This window comes from Streptomyces bikiniensis, assembly GCF_000716625.1.
Classification (GTDB): Bacteria; Actinomycetota; Actinomycetes; order Streptomycetales; family Streptomycetaceae; genus Streptomyces; species Streptomyces bikiniensis.
In genome coordinates, this window is sequence record NZ_JNXJ01000030.1 from 36,570 (window position 1) to 59,261 (window position 22,692).

The window sequence follows — 22,692 nt, forward strand, 5'->3', positions numbered from 1 at the left end:
CGGCTTAACGGTTACGCGCGCGGAAGGGGGAGGATGTAGCCATGCAGCCCCGAAACATGTCCATGAGCGGCGTCGTCGACCTCGCCGCGGTGAAGGCGGCCGGAGAGGCCAAGGCGAAGGCGGAGCAGGCGCGCGCCGAAGCCGTCCGGCAGGGCGGATCCGCCGCCGTGCCCCCGTCCGCCCTGGTGATCGACGTCGACGAGGCGGGCTTCGAGCGCGATGTGCTCCAGCGTTCCGCCGAGGTCCCGGTCGTCCTCGACTTCTGGGCCGAGTGGTGCGAGCCCTGCAAGCAGCTCGGCCCCCTCCTGGAGCGGCTCGCCGTCGAGTACAACGGCCGCTTCCTGCTCGCGAAGATCGACGTCGACGCCAACCAGATGCTGATGCAGCAGTTCGGCATCCAGGGAATTCCGGCCGTTTTCGCGGTGGTCGCCGGTCAGGCGCTGCCGCTCTTCCAGGGCGCGGTGCCCGAGGCCCAGATCCGCGAGACCCTCGACCAGCTGATCGCGGTCGGCGAGGAGCGCTTCGGCCTCACCGGGATCGCCGTGGACGCGGACGCCGACCCCTCGGCCCCCGCCGCGCGCCCGGCCGGCCCGTACGACTCCCTCCTCGAAGCGGCGATGACCGCGCTCGACGCGGGCGACCTGGCGGGCGCCGTCCAGGCGTACAAGAACGTGCTGGCCGACGACCCGGCCCACCCGGAGGCCAAGCTGGGCCTCGCGCAGGCCGAACTCCTCGCCCGCGTGCAGGACCTGGACCCGGGCGCGGTGCGCAGGAACGCCGCCGACAACCCGGCCGACGTCACCGCGCAGCTCGCCGCCGCCGACCTCGATCTGGCGGGCGGCCACGTGCAGGACGCCTTCGGGCGCCTGGTGGAGACCGTGCGCCGCACGGCCGGTGAGGACCGGGACGCGGCGCGGCTGCGGCTCCTGGAGCTGTTCGAGGTGATCGGCGCCGACGACCCGCGGGTGACGGCGGCCCGGCAGGCCCTCGCGCGCGTGTTGTTCTAGGCGTCCTCCACCCCCGTTCCCCGCTGCCGAATCGCCCGGCGATTTGGCAGCGGGGTGACAAACGGCGGCCGCGCTTTACCAAAACTTGGTAATCGCGGCCGCTGTTACTTGCAGTAAATCGAACCCGGCGTTCTGCCCGGATTCATCCGGCGATCTCCTGACATTCCCCTCCCTTCGAACGCACCCTGTGTGCCCGTTCGGTCCCGTCCCGCCATGACGCGGTTATCCACCCGTTACTAGCCAGTAACGAACCCCCTTGTGCGGGCGCCCGGAATGGACCACGATCGGCCACGCTCGGTCCGAACCGCACACCCCGGCAACCAACCGGGACCGCGGGGAGGGTCCCCACCGGGCGGACCGGCGCTCCGGCGCCGGTCGCGGACAGGGGGGTTCCCGCTCGCACCGAACGGGGCCTGTCCGATCAGGCCGCGCGCACCGCGCGGCCCATGGTTGTCGCTCGGGGGTGATCGCCGGTGATGCGGAGGCGTACTGCGCCGTTCGCCGCCTCGGCGCTCTCCTTCCCGAGGACGTAGCTCTTCTCCCATCGCAGAACGGGCCCACGCCCCTTCTGGAGATGTACGTCCGAGAAGGAGGATTCTCATGAAGTCCCAGGTTCGTGGCGGGACCAGATGGAAGCGTTTCGCCGTCGTCATGGTGCCCAGCCTGGCGGCGACGGCAGCGATCGGCGTCGGCCTGGCGCAGGGCGCGCTCGCGGCGTCGTTCGCGATCTCCGGCCAGGAGTTCAAGGTCAAGGCGAAGCAGCTTGAGGGCTGGGACTTCGTCCAGTACGGCAGTTACGTCAACGGCAAGGACCTCAAGGGCGAGAACATCTCCGCCCCCGTCGCCGTCTCGGGCTTCTCCGAGGCGTACATCACCGGTATGTGCCAGTCCGTCGTGACCCCCGAGGTCCCGTTCGTCGGCCCGGTCTCCCTCCAGCTGACGGCGGGCACCGACGCCGAGAAGAGCGGCAAGAAGGAGGACATGGTCTACGCCAAGGGCATCTACCTGGATGTCTCGGACCTGAAGGCCGATGCCGCGTTCACCAACATCGACATCGGCGTCGCGGCCGGCGCGCTCAATGCCGAGAACAAGAGCAAGCCCGGCATCCAGCCCGGCACCGAGAAGAAGGTGTACCCGACCGGATTCGGACAGCGCGCCGAGCACGCGGTGCTGTCGAACGTGGAGCAGAAGGCGTGGGCGACCACCGCCGCCACCTTCAAGCTCCCCGACCTGAAGCTCTCGCTGCACCGCGGCGTCAAGGAGTGCTTCGTCGGCTAGTGCCGGTCCGGCGGGCGGGGTCGTCCCGTGCGGCCCCGCCCGCACGGCCGCGTATCCGCGGCTCCATCTCTCTCAGTAATTCTTCTCAGCAAGACCGCTTCCAGGGAGCTGTTTCCATGAGCGCCGAGTCCACCGCTTCCCGCGAAGTCCCCAAGGAGAACCGGTTCAAGGCCTGGCGGCAGACCCGGCCCTTCTGGGCGGGACTGCTCACCATGTTGGGCGGTGTACCGATCGCGTATCTGCCGTACGGCGACATGCGGCTCGGGAACATGACCCTCGCCATGGCGACGACCGCCGGCGCGGGTGCGCTGATCATCGGCGTCCTGCTCATCACGCTCGGTCTGACGATGTGGTTCCAGCCCATCGTCCGGGTGTTCGCGGGTGTCGCGGCGATCATCCTGGCGCTCGTCTCCCTCCCGGTGTCGAACTTCGGTGGCCTCGTCATCGGGTTCCTGCTCTCCATGATCGGCGGTGCCATGTCCATTTCCTGGGCGCCCGCGCCCCCGGTCGAGGAGGCCGTGGACACGGAGGACGGCGGCGAGCCGGAGGCCTCGGCGGAAACCTCGGCGGAGGCCGGAGCCGTACTGACGGCCGGTCTGCCGGAGCAGCGCGGGCCGGAGCACCACGCGACCGACAAGACGATCGACGCCAACGGCGGGAGGAACAGTGCGGGGTGACGAGACCCAGCCGGCGCTCGCGAAGGGCGGACCGCGGCACGCGGCCCCACGCAAGTCGCTGCTGAACAGGATCCAGGGCCCCGCGGGCAAGGCGATGGCGCTGGCCGCCATGCCGACCGCGGTGTTCGTGGGCATGGGCCTCACGCCCAAGATCGCCCTCGCCGACGACAAGGACGTCCCCTTCGCCCCCGGCCCCTGCGTGACGCGCTCGGACGAGCCGACGCCGGAGGCCACGGAGACGGAGAAGGAGAAGGCGAAGCCGACGGCCACCCCCTCGGCGACCGCGACCGCGTCCCCCACGGCGACCCCCTCCGGCACCCCGTCCGCCACCGCGACGCCGACGCCGACCGCGACGGCGACCGGACAGGCGACCACGCAGCGGAAGCTGACCACCACCACGGCCCCGAAGCCCGCCGCCACGCCGACCCCGACGGCCACACCCACGCCGACGAAGTCGAAGAACCCGCTGGACCCGCTGGGCCTGGGCGACGCGTTGAAGGACCTCTTCGACGGCCCGGACCCGAAGCCGACGGCCACGCCCACCGCGACGGCCACGTCCACCACGGCGGCGCCGACGGCCCCGGCCCCGAGCGCCACGACCGCCGTGCCGAGGCCGACCGCCGACCCGAAGGCCACCACGGCCCCGAAGCCGGCCGTCGACCCGGACGCGGAGAAGAAGAAGGCCGTGATCCGCGAGGCCGCCGAGAAGGCCGGGGCCACGACCGAGGAACTGCCGGAGAGCGCGAAGGGCCTCGACGCCAAGAAGGACGAGGACATACCCGAGGGCGCCAAGCCCCGCTTCCCGTGCCCCGAGCGCGACGACGCGGCGCTCGCGGCGGCCGAACCGGAGCCGGGCATCCCGCTGCTCCCGGACGAGCCGTGGCGTCTGGAGAGCACGAAGCTCACGCTGAGCGGTCTGAAGTACCACGGCATCGTCGAGGTGAAGACCTACGGCGGCAAGGTCAAGAAGGTCCTGAAGTTCACCGCGACCGATGTGACCATCAAGGACCTGCACCAGATGACGGACCACTCCGCGGGGCGCACGGCCCACGTCCGTTCGGCCAAGGGCGAGGACTCCACCATCACCGGCGGCACGGTCACGATGTACACGGAGGAGCTGAAGGGCAACATCTTCAGCCTCCCCTTCGTCCGGATCACCTTCAGCCCGGAATCCCCGCCCCCGGTGGACATCCCGTACGTCTGGTTCAGCGACGTGGAGCTGAAGCAGGCCGGCCAGTTCGGCGGCACCCTCAGGATCCCGGGCCTCCGCAACACGATCGAGCCGAGCTGACCCCCCCCGTACCACTCCGGGAGCCGCACCACGCCATGGGCCGCACTCACTTCGTGGGAGTGCGGCCCATGGTTCTTTTCCGGATCGAGCCGCACCGCATCCGCGCCTCCTGCTTCCCCGAGGCGGACTTCATGAACGAGAAGCTCCACCTCCCGCTGCCGGGCAACTGATGAGGAGGATCGTCGCCCTGCCGGCCGGTGGGTACCGCACGGTGTTCCGGGTCCGGCGAGCGGGAAGGGGGCGAGGCCATCGAGCGAGGGGAGGAGCTTCATGGGTGATCCACTGCACCGGGTGAGGACGCCGCACTTCGACGCCGTGTTCATGCTGGGCGCCGAGGACGACGAGGCCACCGTGGACAACGTCGACGTGATCGTCACGCTCCGGGACGGGACGCGGTACAGCGCCACCTTCCTCACGCTCGGGGCGATCCGGCGATGGATGGAGGGGGAGCGCGAGGAGTACGAGCGCATTCAGTTCCAGTGCCCCGATCTGGTGATCACCCGGGACGCCGGGGTGCCCGCCATGATGCGCGTCCTGGAAATGGCCCACGAACGTGACGACCTGCGGTTCCTGCTGACCAGGCTGGAGCCGTCGGTCCTCGACGACGACGATGACGACGAGGACGGTTGATCCGGACGGACGACGGTGGGCCGCGCCCCTCGCCAGGGGTGCGGCCCACCGTCACGTGCGTCCGGCGCGGGCGCGTCAGTCGCGCTCGCCGCCGCCCAGGTGGTGGACGCGGACCATGTTCGTGGTGCCGGGGACGCCGGGGGGCGAGCCGGCCGTGATGACCATGGTGTCGCCCTCGTTGTAGCGCTGGAGCTTCAGGAGCTCGGCGTCCACGAGGTCCACCATCGCGTCGGTGTTGTCCACGTGCGGGACGACGAAGGACTCGACGCCCCAGCTCAGAGTGAGCTGGTTGCGGGTGTTCTCGTCCGTGGTGAAGGCGAGGATCGGCTGCTGGACGCGGTAGCGCGAGAGGCGGCGGGCCGTGTCGCCGGACTGGGTGAAGGCGACCAGCGCCTTGCCGCCCAGGAAGTCCGCGATCTCGCAGGCCGCGCGGGCGACCGAACCGCCCTGGGTGCGCGGCTTCTTGCCCTGGACCAGGGGCTGGAGGCCCTTGGAGAGCAGCTCCTCCTCGGCCGCCGTGACGATCTTCGACATCGTCTTGACGGTCTCGATCGGGTACGCGCCGACCGAGGACTCGGCCGACAGCATGACCGCGTCCGCGCCGTCCAGGATCGCGTTGGCGACGTCGCTCGCCTCGGCGCGGGTCGGACGCGAGTTGGTGATCATCGACTCCATCATCTGGGTGGCGACGATGACCGGCTTGGCGTTCCGGCGGCAGAGCTCCACCAGGCGCTTCTGCACCATCGGGACCTTCTCCAGGGGGTACTCCACGGCGAGGTCGCCGCGGGCCACCATGACCGCGTCGAACGCGGCGACGACGTCGGCCATGTTCTCGACGGCCTGCGGCTTCTCCACCTTGGCGATGACGGGGACCCGGCGGCCCTCCTCGTCCATCACCTTGTGGACGTCCTTGACGTCGTCGGCGTCCCGCACGAACGACAGGGCGACCATGTCGCAGCCCATCCGCAGGGCGAAGCGCAGGTCGTCGACGTCCTTCTCGGACAGGGCCGGGACGTTGACGGCCGCGCCGGGCAGGTTGATGCCCTTGTGGTCCGAGACGACGCCGCCCTCGATGACGATGGTCCTGACCCGGGGGCCCTCGACCTCGACCACCCGCAGCTCGACGTTGCCGTCGTTGATGAGGACCTGGTCGCCCTTGGAGACGTCGCCGGGCAGCCCCTTGTACGTGGTGCCGCAGATCGACTTGTCGCCCGGGACGTCCTCGGTGGTGATGGTGAACTCGTCACCGCGCACCAGCTCGACCGGTCCCTCGGCGAAGGTCTCCAGGCGGATCTTCGGGCCCTGGAGGTCGGCGAGGACGCCGACGGCCCGCCCGGTGTCCGCGGCGACCTGCCGGACGCGGTCGTACCGCTCCTGGTGTTCTGCCTGGGAGCCGTGGCTGAAGTTGAATCGGGCCACGTTCATGCCGGCCTCGATGAGAGCCTTCAGCTGCTCATACGAGTCGACGGCGGGGCCCAGCGTGCAGACGATTTTGGAACGGCGCATGAGGCGGATCCTATCGGTTTGTTTCACTGCGGAATATTCCGACTGGCGGAAAGTACAAATGGGCGGGCGGTCGCTCAGGCGATCACTCGTTCGAGCCCTCCGCACCCCGTACGAGCGCCTCCCGAGCGGTCCCGTCCGGTGCGTCCGTGCCCCGTACGAGCGCGTAGCTCTGGCGCGCGATCTCCAGCTCCTCGTCCGTCGGCACCACGGCGACCGCCACCCGCGCGTACTCCGGCGAGATGATCCGCGCCCCGTCCGACCGCGCGGCGTTCAGCTCCGCGTCCACCGCGAGCCCCAGCTCCTCCAGGCCCGCGATCGCCGCCTGCCGCACCGGCGCCGCGTTCTCGCCCACCCCCGCCGTGAACGCCACCGCGTCCACCCGGCCGAGCACCGCGTAGTACGCCCCGATGTACTTCTTCAGCCGGTGGACGTAGACGTCGAAGGCGAGCGCCGCCCGCTCGTCGCCCTCGTCGATCCGGCGGCGGATCTCCCGCATGTCGTTGTCGCCGCAGAGTCCCACCAGCCCGGACCGCTTGTTCAGCAGGACGTCGATCTCGTCCGCCGACATCCCCGCCACCCGCCGCAGGTGGAAGGTGACCGCCGGGTCGATGTCGCCCGACCGGGTCCCCATGACCAGGCCCTCCAGCGGCGTCAGGCCCATCGAGGTGTCCACGCACCGGCCGCCCCGCACCGCCGACGCGGACGCCCCGTTCCCCAGGTGCAGCACGATCACGTTCACCTCCTCCGGCGCCTTCCCGAGCAGCCGCGCCGTCTCCCGCGAGACGTACGCGTGCGAGGTGCCGTGGAAGCCGTACCGCCGGATCCGGTGCGCGTCGGCGGTCTCCACGTCGATCGCGTACCGCGCCGCCGACTCCGGCATCGTCGTGTGGAAGGCGGTGTCGAAGACCGCCACCTGCGGCAGATCGGGCCGCAGCGCCATCGCCGTGCGGATGCCGATCAGGTTCGCCGGGTTGTGCAGCGGCGCCACCGGCACGAGCCGCTCGATCTCCGCCAGCACCTCGCCGTTCACGACGGTCGGCTCGGTGAACCGCAGCCCGCCGTGCACCACCCGGTGCCCGATCGCCGCCAGCTCGGGGGAGTCCAGGCCCAGGCCGTCCGCCGCCAGCTCCTCGGCGACCGCCTTCAGGGCGGCCGAGTGGTCGGAGATCGGACCGTTCCTCTCGCGCTTCCCCCCGCCCCCCTCCCGGAGCGGGGTGTGCGCGAGCCGCGAGGTCTCCTCGCCGATCCGCTCCACGATCCCCTGCGCCGGACGGCTGCCGTCGCGCATGTCGATGAGCTGGTACTTCAGGGACGAAGAACCGGAGTTGAGGACGAGTACGCGCGTCGGAGTGGACGTGGGCGCGGTCATGCGGGGAGCTCCTGACCCTGGGACTGGATCGCCGTGATGGCGACCGTGTTGACGATGTCGCTGACGAGCGCACCCCGCGAGAGGTCGTTCACGGGCTTGCGCAGGCCCTGGAGCACCGGGCCGACGGCCACGGCGCCGGCCGAGCGCTGCACGGCCTTGTACGTGTTGTTGCCGGTGTTCAGGTCGGGGAAGACCAGCACCGACGCCTGCCCCGCCACCTCGGAGTCCGGCAGCTTCGTCGCCGCCACCGAGGGCTCCACGGCCGCGTCGTACTGGATGGGCCCCTCGATCCGCAGCTCCGGGCGCGCCTCCCGGACGAGCTTGGTCGCCTCCCGCACCTTGTCGACGTCGGCGCCGGAGCCCGAGGTGCCCGTGGAGTACGAGAGCATCGCGATCCGCGGCTCCACGCCGAACCGGGCCGCGGTGGCCGCCGACTGGACGGCGATGTCCGCGAGCTGCTCGGCGTCCGGGTCCGGGTTGACCGCGCAGTCGCCGTACACCAGGACCTTGTCCGCCAGGCACATGAAGAAGACCGACGAGACGATCGACGCGTCCGGCTTCGTCTTGATGATCTCGAAGGCCGGGCGGATCGTCGCCGCCGTGGAGTGCACCGCGCCGGACACCATCCCGTCGGCCAGGCCCTCCTCCACCATCAGGGTGCCGAAGTAGTTCACGTCCGACACCACGTCGTACGCCAGCTCCACGGTCACGCCCTTGTGGGCCCGCAGCGCCGCGTACTTCTCCGCGAACGCGTCCCGCAGCTCCGAGGTGTGCGGGTCGATCAGCTGCGTGTCGCGCAGGTCCACGCTCAGGTCGGCGGCCTTCTTGCGGATGCTCTCCACGTCCCCGAGCAGCGTCAGGTCGCACACGTCCCGGCGCAGCAGCACGTCGGCCGCGCGGAGCACCCGCTCCTCCGTGCCCTCCGGGAGCACCACCCGGCGCCGGTCGGCCCGTGCCTGTTCGAGCAGCTCGTGCTCGAACATCATCGGGGTGACCCGGCCGCTGCGGGCCACCGAGACCCGCCTGAGCAGGTCGGCGGTGTCCACGTGCCGCTCGAACAGGCCGAGCGCTGTCTCCGCCTTGCGCGGCGTGGCCGCGTTCAGCTTGCCCTCCAGGGCGAAGAGTTCGGCGGCCGTCGGGAAGCTGTTCCCGGCGACCGAGACCACCGGGGTGCCGGGCGCGAGCCGGGCCGCCAGGGTCAGGATCTCCTCGCTGGGCCGCTCGTTCAGGGTGAGCAGCACCCCGGCGATCGGCGGGGTGCCCGCCGAGTGCGCGGCGAGCGCGCCGACGACCAGGTCGGCCCGGTCCCCGGGGGTGACGACCAGGCAGCCGGGCGTCAGGGCGTTCAGGAAGTTCGGCAGCATCGCGCCGCCGAAGACGAAGTCCAGGGCGTCCCGGGCGAGCCCGGCGTCGTCCCCGAGGACGACGGTGCCGCCGAGCGCGTGGGTGATCTGGGCGACGGTCGGCGCCGACAGGGCCGGCTCGTCCGGCAGGACGTAGCAGGGCACCGGCAGCCGGGCCGCCAGCCGCTCCGCGATGGCCTCCCGGTCCTCGGCCGCCACCCGGTTGACCACCATCGCGAGCACGTCGCAGCCGAGCCCGTCGTACGCCCGGAAGGCGTTGCGCGCCTCGGCCCGCACGGACTCCGCCGACTGGCCCTTGCCGCCGACCACCGGGATGACGGAGGCGCCGAACTCGTTGGCGAGCCGCGCGTTGATCGCCAGCTCGTCGGGGAGCTGGGTGGCGGCGAAGTCGGTGCCCAGGACGAGGACGACCTCGTACTCGCGGGCGACGGCGTGGAAGCGGTCGACCAGCCGGGAGACCAGCTCGTCGGTGCCCCGCTCGGCCTGGAGCGCGGACGCCTCCTGGTAGTCCATGCCGTAGACCGTCGCGGCGTCCTGCGAGAGCCGGTAGCGGGCGCGCAGCAGGTCGAAGAGGCGGTCGGGCCCGTCGTGCACCAGCGGCCGGAACACCCCCACCCGGTCCACCTGGCGGGTGAGGAGCTCCATGACTCCCAGCTCGACGACCTGGCGGCCGTCACCGCGGTCGATCCCGGTCACGTACACGCTGCGCGTCACGCCGTGGTCTCCTGTCCAGTCCTGCGGAAGGGCCCCGGGCGGTGCCCCAGCTCCGCCTTCCCGGCCCGTACGTCAATCAAAAGGGCTCGGAAAGCCCCGATAGGGCGGCATTACCCCCTTGACAATACCCCCGGCAGTGGTTAGGCCGCCCGCCGGACGAAGGGCCCGGAAGCGCGGGCCGGAGGACCCGGGGGAGCCGCCGGAAGGCCCCCGGGCGGCCGGGCGGAGGCGGTCCGGGCGGGCCCGGGCGGAGGCCGTCCGGAAGACCGCCCGGTGGACCGGGCGGAAAGTCGGGCGGGGGTCGGCGGGAGGCCGCCCGGTGGACCGGGCGGAAGGTCGGGCGGGGGTCGGCGGGAGGCCGTCCGGGCGGCCTCGGAAAGGCCTCGGGGAGGGCGCCGGAAAAGGCACCCGAAGGCCTTCCGGGGGCCTCCCGGGCGCCCTCCGGGAAGCCGCCCGCGATCCTCCCGGCGGGACGCGCGGAACGGCGGCGAGCGCGCCCCTCAGGCCCGGCGTGTGAGAATTGCCCTGGCTCACACGGACCGCGACCGAGCAGGAGACACAGCACGATGCGCATCGGAGTTCTCACCGCAGGCGGCGACTGCCCCGGCCTGAACGCAGTGATCCGGTCGGTCGTGCACCGGGCGATGACCGGCCACGGAGACGAGGTCATCGGCTTCGAGGACGGCTTCAAGGGCCTCCTCGACGGGCACTTCCGGCCCCTCGACCTCAACGCCGTCAGCGGCATCCTGGCCCGCGGCGGCACCATCCTCGGCTCGGCCCGCCTGGAGCGGAACCGGCTGCGCGAGGCCGCCGAGTCCGCCTCCGAGCTGGCCCGTCAGTACGGCATCGACGTCCTCATCCCCATCGGCGGCGAGGGCACCCTGACCGCCGCCCGGATGCTCTCCGACGCCGGCATGCCCGTCGTCGGCGTCCCGAAGACCATCGACAACGACATCTCCTCCACGGACCGCACCTTCGGCTTCGACACCGCCGTCGGCGTCGCCACCGAGGCCATGGACCGCCTCAAGACCACCGCCGAGTCCCACCAGCGCGTGATGGTCGTCGAGGTGATGGGCCGCCACGCCGGCTGGATCGCCCTGGAGTCCGGCATGGCCGGCGGCGCGCACGGCATCTGCCTCCCCGAGCGCCCCTTCGAGGTGGACGACCTCGTCAAGATGGTCGAGGAGCGCTTCGCGCGCGGCAAGAAGTTCGCCGTCATCTGCGTCGCCGAGGGCGCGCACCCGGCCGAGGGCTCCATGGAGTACGCCAAGGGCGAGATCGACCAGTTCGGCCACGAGCGCTTCCAGGGCATCGGCACCCAGCTCGCCGTCGAACTGGAGCGGCGCCTCGGCAAGGAGGCCCGCCCGGTCATCCTCGGCCACGTCCAGCGCGGCGGCACCCCGACCGCGTACGACCGCGTCCTTGCGACCCGCTTCGGCTGGCACGCGGTGGAGGCGGCGCACCGCGGCGACTTCGGCCGCATGACGGCGCTGCGCGGCACGGACATCGAGATGGTGCCGCTCGCGGAGGCCGTGACCCAGCTCAAGAGGGTCCCGGCGGACCGCATGCGCGAGGCGGAGTCGGTCTTCTAGCCCCTCCCTCCAGCCTCTGGTCCCCGCCCCGGACCTCGTACGCCGGAAGCGGCCCCGACCGTCCCCCCGTGGACGGTCGGGGCCGCTTCCGCGTCCGGCATCGCCTCCGGAAATGCCGGATTCCACTCTTGAGCCGGAGCGCGAGATCAACAAGGCTTGGGGCCTGTCCCGGACATGTCCCAACCCTGTCCGCCCGTCCGGGAGGAGGGGGAGGCGAGGATGACGCCGGGGGAGCACGCCCCTGACCCGCGGGGCGCCCGGAGCCCCGACGAGTTCCTCGCGCGCCTCCGGGCGCTCAAGGACTGGTCGGGCCTGACGTACCGCGAGCTCTCGGCGCGGGCGGAGGCGCGCGGGGACGTCCTGCCCCGCTCGACGGTGGCGAACATGCTCTCCCGCACCACCCTGCCCCGCGAGGAACTCCTGACCGCCTTCGTCCGCGCGTGCGGGACCGATCCGGCTGCGCTGGAGCGGTGGCGGACGGCACGGAGGGAACTGGAGGGGCGACGGGGGTACGAGGGGGACTTGGGGCCGGGCCCGGATCTCCCGGCCCCGGACCCGGATCCGGCCCCGGACCCGGATCCGGCCCCGGCGGGGGCGCCTCCGAAGGCCCCGGATCCGGCTCCGGACCCGGAGGGAAGGCACCCGGACCCGGAGGGGACGCCCCCGGAGGCCCCGGCCCAGCCCCCGGAAGGGACCGGCCCGATGCGCGAGGAACCGCCCGCCTCTGAGGAGCCGCCCGTCCCCGGAGGGCCGTCCGTCCCCGGAGGGCCGTCCGTCCCCGAGGAGCCGTCCGTTCCCGAGGTCGTCCCCGGCGTCCCGCCCGTCTGGCCCGGTGGCCCCGCCGACGCGCCCCCGGCCCCCGGTGCCGGGGACCGGTTCCGAATACGCCGCCTGCTCGTCCCGGCGATCGCGGTCGCCGCCCTCGTGTTCGCCGCGGTCAGCATCGTCGCCTTCCTGCGGGACGGCCACGCCGGTCACCCGCCCCGCACCCCCACCGCGCCCGCCGCCGGCGACGTGCTCATCCGGGTGGCCGGCACCGACTTCTGCCTCGCCGAGCGGCGCGGCTCCCGGACCGGCCAGGTGTACCAGGTGCCGTGCGCCGCCGCGGGCGTCCCGCTGTACGCGCTGGCGGAGACGGGCGGCGGCCGGTGGCGGATCGCCTCCGACCACCCCGACTACGGCGCCGGCTGCTCCGGCCTCCCCTCCGGCGGGCGCGTGCCCGACGCGCCGTACGAGGACTCCGAGTGCGGCGACCCCACCCGGGTCGAGGAGTTCTCCCTGGAGCCGCACGGCACCCCGGTCGAGGGCTACCGGATCGTCCCGGCCGGCTCCGCGACCCCCGGCAACTGCGTCACCGTCGTCGGGGACCGCGCGGCCGCCTGGTCCCGCCTCGCCCAGGCCCCCTGCGCACCGGACGCCGCCGGCCAGCTCTTCGACTTCGACCGCCGGAGCTGAGTCAGCAGGGCTCGTCGCCGTACGGAGAACCGTGGCCCTCGTCGGAAGAAGACGTGTCCGAGGAGGGCGAGTACGAGGAGGACGAGTACGAGGAGTACGACGGGTCCGGCGACGAGTCGTGGTCGTCGGACAGGTCGGCGGGGGAGCCCTCGGCCCCGTCGACGGGCAGCGGGCAGGCGGCGGGCCCGGTCGGACCGGCGGCGGTGCCCACGGGGAGGGCGGCGGGTGCGGAGTCGTCCGGGAGCGACGGTTCGACCAGGCCGTACGGCGCCGTGTCGCCGTCCGGGTGCCGGAGCCCGGAGGCGGCCGGCGGCTCCACCAGGCGGGTCCGCAGCGCCGTCACCACCGCCGGGTCCAGGCCGACGTGGCCGGTGGCGTACGCGTGCACCGATCCGTACCGCGCCCGCAGGCCCGCGAGGAACAGGCGGATGATCTCGGCGGGCGCGCGGCCGTAGCCCGGCCAGCGGAGCGCGCGGCCCGGGTGGGACGCGCGCCAGTCGGCGATCAGGCGTTCCGTGGCCCGCTCGGTGAGGGCGAAGTCCGCGAGGATCTCCTCGTCGGGGACCTCCAGGAGCGCCAGGAGGACCGCCGCGAGCAGTCCCGTACGGTCCTTCCCCGAGGCGCAGTGGAAGACGAGCGGTCCGTCGGCGGCGGCGATGACCTCCAGGGCCGTACGGAGTTCCACGGCCCCGTCCTCCGCGACCTCGGCGAACCGGTCGGCGAGGTACCGCCACGGGTCGAGGTCGGGGTCGATCTCCGCCTGGTCGTACGGGCGGTGCTCGACGGAGAGGTTGTGCCAGGCGACGTCCCAGGTCTCCGGCAGGCGGCCCTTGGCCGCGATCTCCCACGGGTGGCGCAGGTCGATCACCGTGGTCACGCCCAGCTCCCGGAAGCGTTCCAGGTCCGCGGGACCGGCGTCCGCGAGCTTGCCGAGGGAGTCGGAGCGGTAGAGGGTCCCCCACCGCACGATCCCGCCGCCGGCGGTCCGACAGCCGCCCAGATCACGGAAGTTGTGGAGTCGCTCGAACGGTACGTGTCGTCTCACGGCGCCACTGTACGAGGCGCGCTCCCCGGGCTCACGCCCCGGCGGACTCCCAGAAGTGGCCGACGATCCCGTCCAGGTACGCGCGCCCCTCCTCGCCCGTGGTCCCCGAGGCGCCCCAGCTGCTGACCGCCGCCATCCGGGCGTGGTACTCCGTGTGCAGCCGCTGGAGCGCGGACTCCACGGTCCGCCGGGGCAGCGGCACCGTCCGCGCCACCGGCTTCACGTACGCCTGCCAGCGGGTGGTGACCGCGTCGCGCAGCAGCTCGGCGAGGCGCTCGTCGCCGCCGGTCGCGGTGAGCAGGGCGCGCGGGCCGAGGCCGAGGACCTCCGCGAGGGCGGCCGTCTGGCGCTCGGTGCCGCGCCAGCGCCCCTCGTCCTCCATCCGCTGGTACGCGGCGGCCGAGAGCCCCACCCGCCGCGCCAGCTCCTCGGGGGCGAGCCCGCGCGCCACCCGGTGCTCGCGCAGGGTGGAGGCGGCGGAGATCAGCTCGGCCGGGGAGCACCACAGGACGCCCGCGAGGGCGGTGAGCTCCTGCTCGGTGGGGACCGCCCCGCCGCGCTCCCAGGCGAGGACGGTCTCGGGGGTGGCGAAGACGCCGTACTGCGCCCGCAGGCCGTACGCGACGTGGCCGTGGGCCATGCCGAGGCCTTCGCGCAGGCGGCGCGCGGCCTGGGCGTCGAAGGGAGGGGTGGGTCGGTGCACGCGGCCACCGTAGGTGCGGAGGGTGACGGGTGGATACGGTGCGTTCCCCCAAGGCCAGAGGTTCGTAGGAACGTGGGAACCGGTCGGTAACACCGTCTTCCCTGCTCAGTGGCCGCGTACGGGGCCGCCCAGCCAGCGGTACTGGAGCTCGGGCCGTCCGATCTGCCCGTACTGCGGCGCCCGTACGGCCCGGCCCTCGGTGACGAGGTGTTCCAGGTAGCGGCGCGCGGTGATCCGGGAGATCCCGACCTCCGTCCCCGCCTCGGCGGCGGTGAGCCCGTCCGGGGCGGCCCGGAGGGCGCGGGTGACCGCCTCCAGCGTGGGGGCGCTCAGGCCCTTGGGGAGCGCGGCGGGGTGCGGGGCCCGCAGGGCGGCGAGCGCCCGGTCCACCTCGTCCTGCCCGGAGGCCTCCCCGGCGGCCGCCCGGAACTCGGCGTACCGGACGAGCCGGTCCCTGAGGGTCGCGAAGGCGAAGGGTTTGAGCACGTACTGGACGACCCCCAGGGAGACGCCCTCGCGCACGACGGCCAGGTCCCGGGCGGAGGTCACCGCGACGACGTCTGCGGTGTGCCCGGCGGCGCGCAGCGCGCGCAGGAGCTGGAGGCCGTGGCCGTCGGGCAGGTACAGGTCGAGCAGGATCAGGTCGACCGGCGTCCGGTCGAGCACCCGCACGGCGGCGGCCCGCGAGTGCGCGATCCCGACGACGGTGAACCCCTCGACCCGTCCGGCGTAGAGCGCGTGCGCGTCGGCGGCCACGGGGTCGTCCTCGACGACGAGCACCCGGAGAGGAGCGCCGCTCATGACACCGCCCCGCCCCCGGCGCCCCCGCCACCGCCGACCCGAGCGGCCGCACCCGCACGGGAGCCCCCACCGGGGCTCGGGGTGGCCCTGCCCGTACGGGAGTCCCCGCCGGGGCCCGGGGACCCGCTTGCGCGGGAGTCCCCGCCGGGGACCGGGGACCGGCCTGCGTGGGAGTCCCCGCCGGGGCTCGGGGTGGCCCTGCCCGTACGGGAGCTCCCGCCGGGGCCCGGGAACCCGCCTGTGCGGGAGTCCCCGCCGGGGCCCGGGGTGGCCCTGCCCGTACGGGAGCTCCCGCCGGGGACCGGGGACCCGCCTGCGCCGGGGCCTTCGCCGGTGCCGGAGAACCCGCCCGCGTCCGGGGCCGCGTCCGTGCCCGGGGCGCTGCCTGCACCGGGGTCTTCGCCTGCGCCTGAGGTCCCGTCCGTCGTGTCCGGGAGCTCTCCCGCGCCCGGCGCGCCGTCCGTGCCCGAAGAGCCGTCCGTGTCCGGCGCGCCGTCCCTGTCCGTCTCCCGCAAGGGCAGCCGTACCGTGAACTCCGCCCCGCCCTCCTCGCCGTCCGCGAGGGTCAGCGTGCCCGAGGCGCGGGAGACCGCCTGGCGGACCAGGGCCAGGCCCAGGCCGCGGCCCGGGCCCCGGGTGGACCAGCCGCGGCCGAGGACCGCGTCCCGGTCGGCCGGGCTGACGCCGGGGCCGCTGTCCGAGACCCGGATCAGCAGCTCGCCGTCTCCCGCGCGGGCCGCGACCGCGACCGTCACGCGCGCGTGCGGGGTCCCGCCCGCCGCCTCCACCGCGTTGTCGATCAGGTTGCCGAGGATCGTCACCAGGTCCCGCGCCGGCAGGGCCGCAGGCACCCGCCCGTCGTCGATGCGGCTGTCCTCGGTGAGGACCAGCTCCACGCCCCGCTCGTTGGCCTGCGCCGCCTTGCCGAGCAGCAGCGCGGCGAGGACGGGCTCGCCGACCGCGTCCACGACCCGGTCGGTGAGCGCCTGGGCCAGCTCCAGTTCCGCCGTCGCGAACTCCACCGCCTCCGCCACCCGGCCCAGCTCGATGAGCGAGACGACCGTGTGCAGCCGGTTCGCCGCCTCGTGCGCCTGCGAGCGCAGCGCCTCCGTGAAGCCCCGCTCGGAGTCCAGCTCGCCCGACAGGGCCTGGAGCTCCGTGCGGTCCCGCAGCGTGACCACGGTGCCGCGCCGCTCCCCGCCCACCACCGGGCGGGTGTTGACGACGAGGACCCGGTCGTCCGTCAGGTGCGTCTCGTCCACGCGCGGCTCCGAGGAGAGCAGCGCGCCCGTCAGCGGCGCGGGCAGGCCGAGCTCCGCCGCCGGACGCCCGACGACCCCCTCGTCCAGGCCGAGCAGTTCCCGCGCCCCGTCGTTGATCAGGGCGATCCGCCGCCGTCCGTCGAGCATCACGAGCCCCTCCCGCACGGCGTGCAGCGCGGCTTCGTGGTAGTCGTGCATCCGGCTCAGCTCGGTCGCGTTCATGCCGTGGGTGTGGCGCCGCAGGCGCGCGTTCACGACGTACGTCCCCGCCCCGCCGAGCGCGAGCGCCGCGCCCGCCATGCCGAGCAGGGCGGTCACCTGCTCCCGTACCTGCGCGCTGATCCGCTCGATCGTGATGCCCGCGCTGACCAGGGCGACGACCCGCCCGTCCGCGCCGAAGACGGGCGCGATCGTCCGCACGGAGGGACCGAGCACCCCGAGGTGCGTCTCGGAGTGGGTCCGCCCCCGCCGGGCCTGCTCGATGTGGCCGAGGTACGTGCGCCCGATCTGGTCCGGCTCCGGATGCGTCCAGCGGGTGCCGTCCGGGGCCATGATCACCACGAAGGCGACGTCCGCGTGGCGGCGCAGCGCCTCCGCGTACGGCTGGAGCGCCGCCGACGGGTCGGCCGAGCGCGCGGCGGCGGCCACGGACGGCGAGTCGGCGACGGCCGCGGCGGTGGCCGCGGACTGGCGCCGCGCGGTCTCCTCGGCCTGCGCCCGGTCCGTGAGGTACGCGAAGACCGCGCACCCCGCCACGACGACGGCCACGAGCACGACCTGCATCGCGAAGAGCTGGCCGGCCAGGCTGCGGGGACGGGGGAGCCGGGGGAGGCGGAGACGCATGCGGGTAAGTGTGCACGCCCGGGACCGCGCGGCGGCGCCGCGGCCCCGCTCCTCCCGTGACCGGCGTCGTTTCGGCCGTGAACGAAACGTACGCAACCGTGACCGGGGTCACAGGCTGGTGGATAGTCGCGGAGGTCCACCGGGACGCGGACGCCCGGGGGACACCCACCAGTACGAGGAGGACCCCCGTGGCCGCACGCCGGGACCGTACCCACTATCTGTATCTGGCCGTCATCGGCGCCGTACTGCTCGGCATCGCGGTCGGCTTCCTGGCGCCGGGCTTCGCCGTCGAGCTCAAGCCGCTCGGCACCGGCTTCGTCAACCTGATCAAGATGATGATCTCCCCGATCATCTTCTGCACGATCGTGCTCGGTGTCGGCTCCGTCCGGAAGGCCGCGAAGGTCGGTGCCGTCGGCGGCCTCGCCCTCGGCTACTTCCTGCTCATGTCGACGGTGGCGCTCGCGATCGGCCTGCTCGTCGGCAACCTCCTGGAGCCCGGCTCCGGCCTCCACCTCACCAAGGAACTGGCCGAGGCCGGCGCCAAGCAGGCGGAGGGCGCGAGCGAGTCCACGGCCGACTTCCTCCTCGGGATCATCCCGACCACCCTCGTCTCCGCCTTCACCGAGGGCGAGGTCCTCCAGACCCTCCTGGTCGCCCTCCTCGCGGGCTTCGCGCTCCAGGCGATGGGCGCGGCCGGGGAGCCGGTCCTGCGCGGGATCGGACACATCCAGCGGCTGGTCTTCCGCATCCTCGCCATGATCATGTGGGCGGCCCCCGTCGGCGCGTTCGGCGCCATCGCGGCGGTCGTCGGGGCGACCGGCGTGGACGCCCTGAAGTCCCTCGCCGTCATCATGATCGGCTTCTACCTGACCTGCGGGCTCTTCGTCTTCGTCGTGCTCGGCGCGATCCTGCGCCTGGTCGCCGGGATCAACATCTGGACCCTCCTGAAGTACCTGGGCCGCGAGTTCCTGCTGATCCTGTCCACCTCCTCCTCCGAGTCGGCGCTGCCCCGCCTCATCGCGAAGATGGAGCACCTGGGCGTCTCCAAGCCGGTCGTCGGCATCACCGTGCCGACCGGTTACTCCTTCAACCTCGACGGCACCGCGATCTACCTCACGATGGCCTCGCTCTTCGTCGCCGAGGCGATGGGCGACCCGCTGTCGGTCGGCGAGCAGGTCTCCCTCCTCGTCTTCATGATCATCGCCTCGAAGGGCGCGGCGGGCGTCACCGGCGCGGGCCTCGCCACCCTGGCGGGCGGCCTCCAGTCGCACCGGCCGGAACTGGTCGACGGGGTGGGCCTGATCGTCGGCATCGACCGCTTCATGAGCGAGGCCCGCGCCCTCACCAACTTCGCCGGCAACGCGGTCGCCACCGTCCTCGTCGGCACGTGGACGAAGGAGATCGACAAGGCGCGGGTGACCGAGGTCCTCGCCGGCCGGATCCCCTTCGACGAGAAGACCCTGGTCGACGACCACGCCCCGACGACCCCGGTCCCGGACCAGCGGGCGGACGGGGAGGACGAGAAGGCCCCCGCGAAGGTCTGACGGGCTCCGGCCCCCTCGCGAAGAACCTCCGGGTCCCGGGCCTTGAGCCGGATCCGGGCCCCGGGTACGGGAGGTCCCCGGCCGCCACGAGCGGCCGGGGACCTCCCGTTCATCCCGTAGCCCCGTTCACCCCCGTACTCCAGCCCCCGCCAACTCCGCCGACTCCTCCTCCGTCAGCACGGCAGGAAGGCGAGACCCGGCTCCGCGCGGAGCCGCAACTCCGCCCCGCCGTCCCGGACGGCGGGCGAGTACCGGTTCTGCACGGAGACGAGGCGGTCGCCCGGGACCTCCCGGGCCGGCAGGATCTGCTCCGCGTCCACGTTCGAGACCCCGGCGAGCCGGACCGTGCCCGCGTCCGGCAACTACCGCACCGCGCCAGGCGATTCGGCGTACGGCACGTCCGGGGCCGGCTTGTGCGGCTGGTACAGGCCGATCGCACCGCCCCCGAGCCGCCGGGCCGAGGCCTCCGCCGCCCGCCGCGGGTGCGCGGGCCGGCCGTCCACGGTCCAGCCGCCGGCCGTCCGTCCCCGCCTGCCCTTCGTCGCCACCGGCACCCCGTCCGTACGGCCCCCGTACGAGGCCAGGGCCCGGGCCACGAGCAGTTCGCCCTCGCCCGGCTCGCCGTCCGGCGGGTGGTAGGAGTCGGCGGTGTCGAACTGACCGCCCGCCCCGAGGTCCTGGAGGTCCACCACGTGGTGGGCGAGGACTGCTGGATCCTCAAGGTCGCCGTCACCGACACCGTCCACCTCGAAGACGTCCTGGAACAGGCCTCGGCCCTCGGCCGCACCACGACCTCGATCGTCCTCTCCTCCCCGGTGGAGGGGAAGCCGCTGCTGCCGCCGGACCGGAAGCGCCCCTGACACCGGCCCTTGCCCTGACGTCGACGTCAAGGCCTACGGTCGGGGGCATGCGCATCGGAGAGCTGGCCGAGCGGGCCGGGACCACCACGCGGACGCTGCGGTACTACGAGTCGCGCGGTCTCCTGACCGCGCGGCGCACGGACCGGGGGCACCGCACGTACGACGAGGACGACCTGCGGCTCCTCCAGCAGATCAGGACCCTGCAGGACTTCGGGTTCGAGCTGGAGGAGACGCGGCCGTTCGTGGAGTGCCTGCGCGCGGGGCACCCGGCGGGGGACGCGTGCCCCGCGTCGATCGCCGTCTACCGGCGGAAGCTCGCCGAGCTGGACGGCCTGATCGAACAACTCCGGACGGTACGTGCCCAGGTGGGCGCCCAGCTCCTCCGGGCCGAGGCGGAACTGCCGCACGGCCCGGAGCCCCGGTGCGGACTGACCACGGAGACGGAGGAGTGACGCACATGACGCCGGACGCGACGAGCACGCCGAGTACGCCGAGTACGCCGAGTACGCCGAGCACGCCGAGCACGACGGGCGTGACCGAGGTGACGGACGCGGACTTCGGCACGGAGGTGCTGGGCTCGGGGCCGCCGGTCCTGGTGAAGTTCACCGCCGAGTGGTGCGGACCGTGCCGGCAGCTGAGGCCGGTGCTCGACGCGCTCGCCCGGGAGGAGGCCGGGCGCCTCCGGATCGTCGAGATCGACGTGGACCGCAACCCGGAGACCACGGCGCGGTACGGGGTCCTCGCCACCCCGACCCTCCTGCTCCTCCGGAACGGCGAACCCGTGAAGTCCCTGGTCGGCGCCCGCCCGAAGCGCCGCCTCCGGGAGGAGCTGGAGGACGTCCTCGGCTCCTGAGCCGTCGGGATCCCGGGGCCGCCGGGCCCCTGGAGCCGGCGGCGGGGGACCCGGCGCCCCGTGCCAGACTTCTGCCGCATGAACCGTGATCACGACATGACCGGCCTGACCGTCGGGGACCGCGACCCCGAGCTGGCGAAGCTCCTCGACCAGGGGCTCGACGCGTACAACTTCGCGGCCACCGGCACCAGCCTCAAGGACCAGAGCGAGTTCTCGGTGAAGGCCGTCGATCCGGCGACCGGCGAGGTCGTCGGCGGCATCACCGCCTGGACCTGGGCCGGACTGCTGGGCATCGACATGCTCTGGGTGCGCGAGGAGCACCGTCGCGACGGCTGGGGCGGCAGGCTCCTGCGCGCCGCCGAGGCGGAGGCCCGCCGCCGCGGCTGCGACCGGGCCACCGTCTCCTCCTTCACCTTCCAGGCCCCGGACTTCTACCGCCGGCACGGCTACGTGGAGACCGGCCGCACCCTCGGCATCCCGGGCGGCGCCGAGGACGTCCACTTCCACAAGGAGCTGACCGGGGACCCCGGGACCCCGGTGTAGGGCGCGTCCGGCGGATCACGGCCGGGCGCCGGGGACCCCGTACCCGTCACGGGGTCGTCGCCGCCGTTCGGGAGGAGCGGTGCCGCGCGCCGGTGACGACGAGCGAGACGTTCTGCCCGCCGAAGCCGAAGGAGTTGCTGAGCACGGCCTCCTGGGGGACGTCCCGTCGCTCCGTGACGACGTCGAGGTCGATGTCGGGACCGACGCCGGCCGCGGCGAGGTTGCGGGTCGGCGGGACGACGCCGTGCTCCACGCTGAGGACGGCGACGAGCGCCTCGATCGCGCCGGCCGCGCCGAAGAGATGGCCGAGCGCCGCCTTGGGGGCGGTCACGGTGGCGCGGCCGAAGACCTTCCCGATCGCGCGCGCCTCGGCGACGTCGCCGACCTGGGTTCCGGTGGCGTGGGCGTTGACGTGGGTGATCTGCTCGGGAGCCAGGCCGGCTCGCGCGAGCGCCTTGCGCATGGCCGCGATCTGGCCGGAGCCGTCGGGGACGGGCGCGGTGATGTGGTGGGCGTCGGCGGCCACGCCGGCGCCCGCGAGCACCGCGCGGACGCGCGCGCCCCGGGCCGCGGCGTGCTCGGCGCTTTCGAGCACCACGACGGCCGCGCCCTCGCCGAGGACGAATCCGCTGCGGTCCGCGGCGAACGGCCGGGACGCCGAGGCGGGTTCGGCGGTGTACTGGGACAACGCCTGCGCCTGGACGAAGCCGGCGACGGTGATCGGGGTGATCGCGGCCTCGGTCCCGCCCGCGATGACCACGTCCGCCTCGCCCGCGCGGATGAGCCCGGCCCCCAGGGCGATCGCCTCGGCACCGGAGGAGCACGCCGAGACGGGGGTGTGGACACCGGCCCGCGCGCCGTACTCGATGCTGATCAGGGCCGCCGCGGCGTTGGGCATGAGCATCGGGACCGTGCGGGGCGAGACGCGCCGCGCCCCGGCCGTCTCCAGCGCGTCGTCCTCCCTCAGCAGCGTCTGTACGCCCCCGATGCCCGTGCCGATCGCGGACGCGAGCCGGTCCGGGTCCACCCGCGGGGCACCGGCGTCGGCCCAGGCCTCGGCCGCCGCGACGAGGGCCGCCTGCTGCGAGCGGTCGAGCCGCCTCGCCCGCACCGGCGGCAGGGAGTCGGCCGGGTCGGCCGCCATCGTCCCCGCGACGACGTCGGGAAGGCCGGCGGCCTCGTGGCCGGGCAGGACGACGCCGCGGATGCCGGACCCGCCGGCGAGCAGGGCGTTCCAGGTGGACTCCACGTCCCCGCCGAGCGGTGTGATCGCGCCGAGTCCGGTCACGACGACTTCGGTCCGGTGCATGTCCCTCAACTTTCTTGTATGCGATACAAGCGAACGAGACCATGTT

Annotated in this window: 17 protein-coding genes and 4 pseudogenes; 12 read left to right on the forward strand and 9 right to left on the reverse strand. The window is 73.5% G+C overall.

Annotated features, from left to right (window positions below):
* Window positions 1-41: 41 nt before the first annotated feature.
* From OO47_RS22575 to OO47_RS22595, 5 genes are all read left to right on the forward strand, one after another.
* Window positions 42-1,007 carry a tetratricopeptide repeat protein gene (locus OO47_RS22575; protein WP_030218744.1) on the forward strand — a complete coding sequence of 322 codons (966 nt, stop codon included), beginning with the start codon at window positions 42-44 and terminating at the stop codon, window positions 1,005-1,007.
* 600 nt (window positions 1,008-1,607) lie between these two features.
* The gene (locus OO47_RS22580) at window positions 1,608-2,285 is read left to right on the forward strand and encodes a DUF6230 family protein (RefSeq protein WP_030218742.1); all 678 of its coding nucleotides are present in this window, start codon (window positions 1,608-1,610) and stop codon (window positions 2,283-2,285) included.
* Window positions 2,286-2,401: 116 nt separating this feature from the next.
* Window positions 2,402-2,962 carry a DUF6114 domain-containing protein gene (locus tag OO47_RS22585; RefSeq protein WP_030218739.1) on the forward strand — a complete coding sequence of 187 codons (561 nt, stop codon included), beginning with the start codon at window positions 2,402-2,404 and terminating at the stop codon, window positions 2,960-2,962.
* Window positions 2,952-4,253: a hypothetical protein gene (locus OO47_RS22590; RefSeq protein WP_030218736.1), complete on the forward strand. Its 1,302-nt coding sequence runs from the start codon at window positions 2,952-2,954 to the stop codon at window positions 4,251-4,253. The genes OO47_RS22585 and OO47_RS22590 overlap by 11 nt, the downstream gene beginning before the upstream one ends.
* Window positions 4,254-4,523: 270 nt before the next feature.
* Entirely contained in the window at window positions 4,524-4,883 is a 360-nt protein-coding gene (locus tag OO47_RS22595) for a hypothetical protein (RefSeq protein WP_051716227.1), read from the forward strand.
* A 75-nt stretch (window positions 4,884-4,958) separates the two neighbouring features.
* Here OO47_RS22595 and pyk read toward each other — a convergent pair whose 3' ends face one another.
* The 3 genes from pyk to pta form a co-directional block, all read right to left on the reverse strand.
* Window positions 4,959-6,389, reverse strand: a complete 1,431-nt coding sequence (gene pyk / locus OO47_RS22600; protein WP_030218732.1) for a pyruvate kinase — start codon at window positions 6,387-6,389, stop codon at window positions 4,959-4,961.
* An 82-nt stretch (window positions 6,390-6,471) separates the two neighbouring features.
* Window positions 6,472-7,758 (reverse strand): acetate kinase, encoded by a 1,287-nt coding sequence (locus tag OO47_RS22605; RefSeq protein WP_051716226.1) that lies wholly within the window; start codon window positions 7,756-7,758, stop codon window positions 6,472-6,474.
* Window positions 7,755-9,836, reverse strand: a complete 2,082-nt coding sequence (gene pta / locus OO47_RS22610) for a phosphate acetyltransferase (RefSeq protein WP_030218729.1) — start codon at window positions 9,834-9,836, stop codon at window positions 7,755-7,757. The genes OO47_RS22605 and pta overlap by 4 nt, the downstream gene beginning before the upstream one ends.
* A gap of 566 nt (window positions 9,837-10,402) precedes the next feature.
* Between pta and OO47_RS22615 the strand changes: the two genes are divergently transcribed.
* Both OO47_RS22615 and OO47_RS34065 read left to right on the forward strand, forming a co-directional pair.
* Window positions 10,403-11,428: an ATP-dependent 6-phosphofructokinase gene (locus tag OO47_RS22615; RefSeq protein WP_030218726.1), complete on the forward strand. Its 1,026-nt coding sequence runs from the start codon at window positions 10,403-10,405 to the stop codon at window positions 11,426-11,428.
* Between the two features lie 219 nt (window positions 11,429-11,647).
* Entirely contained in the window at window positions 11,648-12,883 is a 1,236-nt protein-coding gene (locus OO47_RS34065; protein WP_030218724.1) for a helix-turn-helix domain-containing protein, read from the forward strand.
* 310 nt (window positions 12,884-13,193) lie between these two features.
* On the opposite strand, the pseudogene OO47_RS22625 reads toward OO47_RS34065, so the two are convergent.
* The 4 genes and pseudogenes from OO47_RS22625 to OO47_RS22640 form a co-directional block, all read right to left on the reverse strand.
* A pseudogene (locus tag OO47_RS22625) lies at window positions 13,194-13,928 on the reverse strand (tyrosine-protein phosphatase); the annotation flags it as partial.
* A gap of 31 nt (window positions 13,929-13,959) precedes the next feature.
* Window positions 13,960-14,568, reverse strand: a complete 609-nt coding sequence (locus tag OO47_RS22630) for a helix-turn-helix domain-containing protein (RefSeq protein ID WP_051716232.1) — start codon at window positions 14,566-14,568, stop codon at window positions 13,960-13,962.
* 168 nt (window positions 14,569-14,736) lie between these two features.
* A complete protein-coding gene (locus OO47_RS22635) occupies window positions 14,737-15,432 on the reverse strand; it encodes a response regulator (protein WP_030218714.1) in 696 nt (231 codons plus the stop codon).
* A 509-nt stretch (window positions 15,433-15,941) separates the two neighbouring features.
* A pseudogene (locus OO47_RS22640) lies at window positions 15,942-17,537 on the reverse strand (sensor histidine kinase); the annotation flags it as partial.
* Between the two features lie 188 nt (window positions 17,538-17,725).
* On the opposite strand from OO47_RS22640, the gene OO47_RS22645 reads away from it, so the two are divergent.
* Window positions 17,726-19,081: a cation:dicarboxylate symporter family transporter gene (locus tag OO47_RS22645; protein ID WP_030218708.1), complete on the forward strand. Its 1,356-nt coding sequence runs from the start codon at window positions 17,726-17,728 to the stop codon at window positions 19,079-19,081.
* Between the two features lie 179 nt (window positions 19,082-19,260).
* Here the strand turns inward: OO47_RS22645 and OO47_RS38000 are convergent.
* A pseudogene (locus OO47_RS38000) lies at window positions 19,261-19,773 on the reverse strand (aldo/keto reductase); the annotation flags it as partial.
* Here OO47_RS38000 and OO47_RS22655 point away from each other — a divergent pair.
* The 4 genes and pseudogenes from OO47_RS22655 to OO47_RS22670 form a co-directional block, all read left to right on the forward strand.
* Window positions 19,732-19,941: pseudogene (locus OO47_RS22655) on the forward strand (Lrp/AsnC ligand binding domain-containing protein); the annotation flags it as partial. The pseudogenes OO47_RS38000 and OO47_RS22655 overlap by 42 nt on opposite strands.
* 47 nt (window positions 19,942-19,988) lie before the next feature.
* Window positions 19,989-20,393 carry a MerR family transcriptional regulator gene (locus OO47_RS22660; RefSeq protein ID WP_030218705.1) on the forward strand — a complete coding sequence of 135 codons (405 nt, stop codon included), beginning with the start codon at window positions 19,989-19,991 and terminating at the stop codon, window positions 20,391-20,393.
* Window positions 20,394-20,473: 80 nt separating this feature from the next.
* Window positions 20,474-20,794 (forward strand): thioredoxin family protein, encoded by a 321-nt coding sequence (locus OO47_RS22665; RefSeq protein WP_030218703.1) that lies wholly within the window; start codon window positions 20,474-20,476, stop codon window positions 20,792-20,794.
* Between the two features lie 78 nt (window positions 20,795-20,872).
* The gene (locus tag OO47_RS22670) at window positions 20,873-21,337 is read left to right on the forward strand and encodes a GNAT family N-acetyltransferase (RefSeq protein ID WP_030218700.1); all 465 of its coding nucleotides are present in this window, start codon (window positions 20,873-20,875) and stop codon (window positions 21,335-21,337) included.
* Between the two features lie 46 nt (window positions 21,338-21,383).
* Here the strand turns inward: OO47_RS22670 and OO47_RS22675 are convergent, their stop codons facing one another.
* Window positions 21,384-22,646: a beta-ketoacyl-[acyl-carrier-protein] synthase family protein gene (locus tag OO47_RS22675; protein WP_030218696.1), complete on the reverse strand. Its 1,263-nt coding sequence runs from the start codon at window positions 22,644-22,646 to the stop codon at window positions 21,384-21,386.
* Window positions 22,647-22,692: the final 46 nt, after the last annotated feature.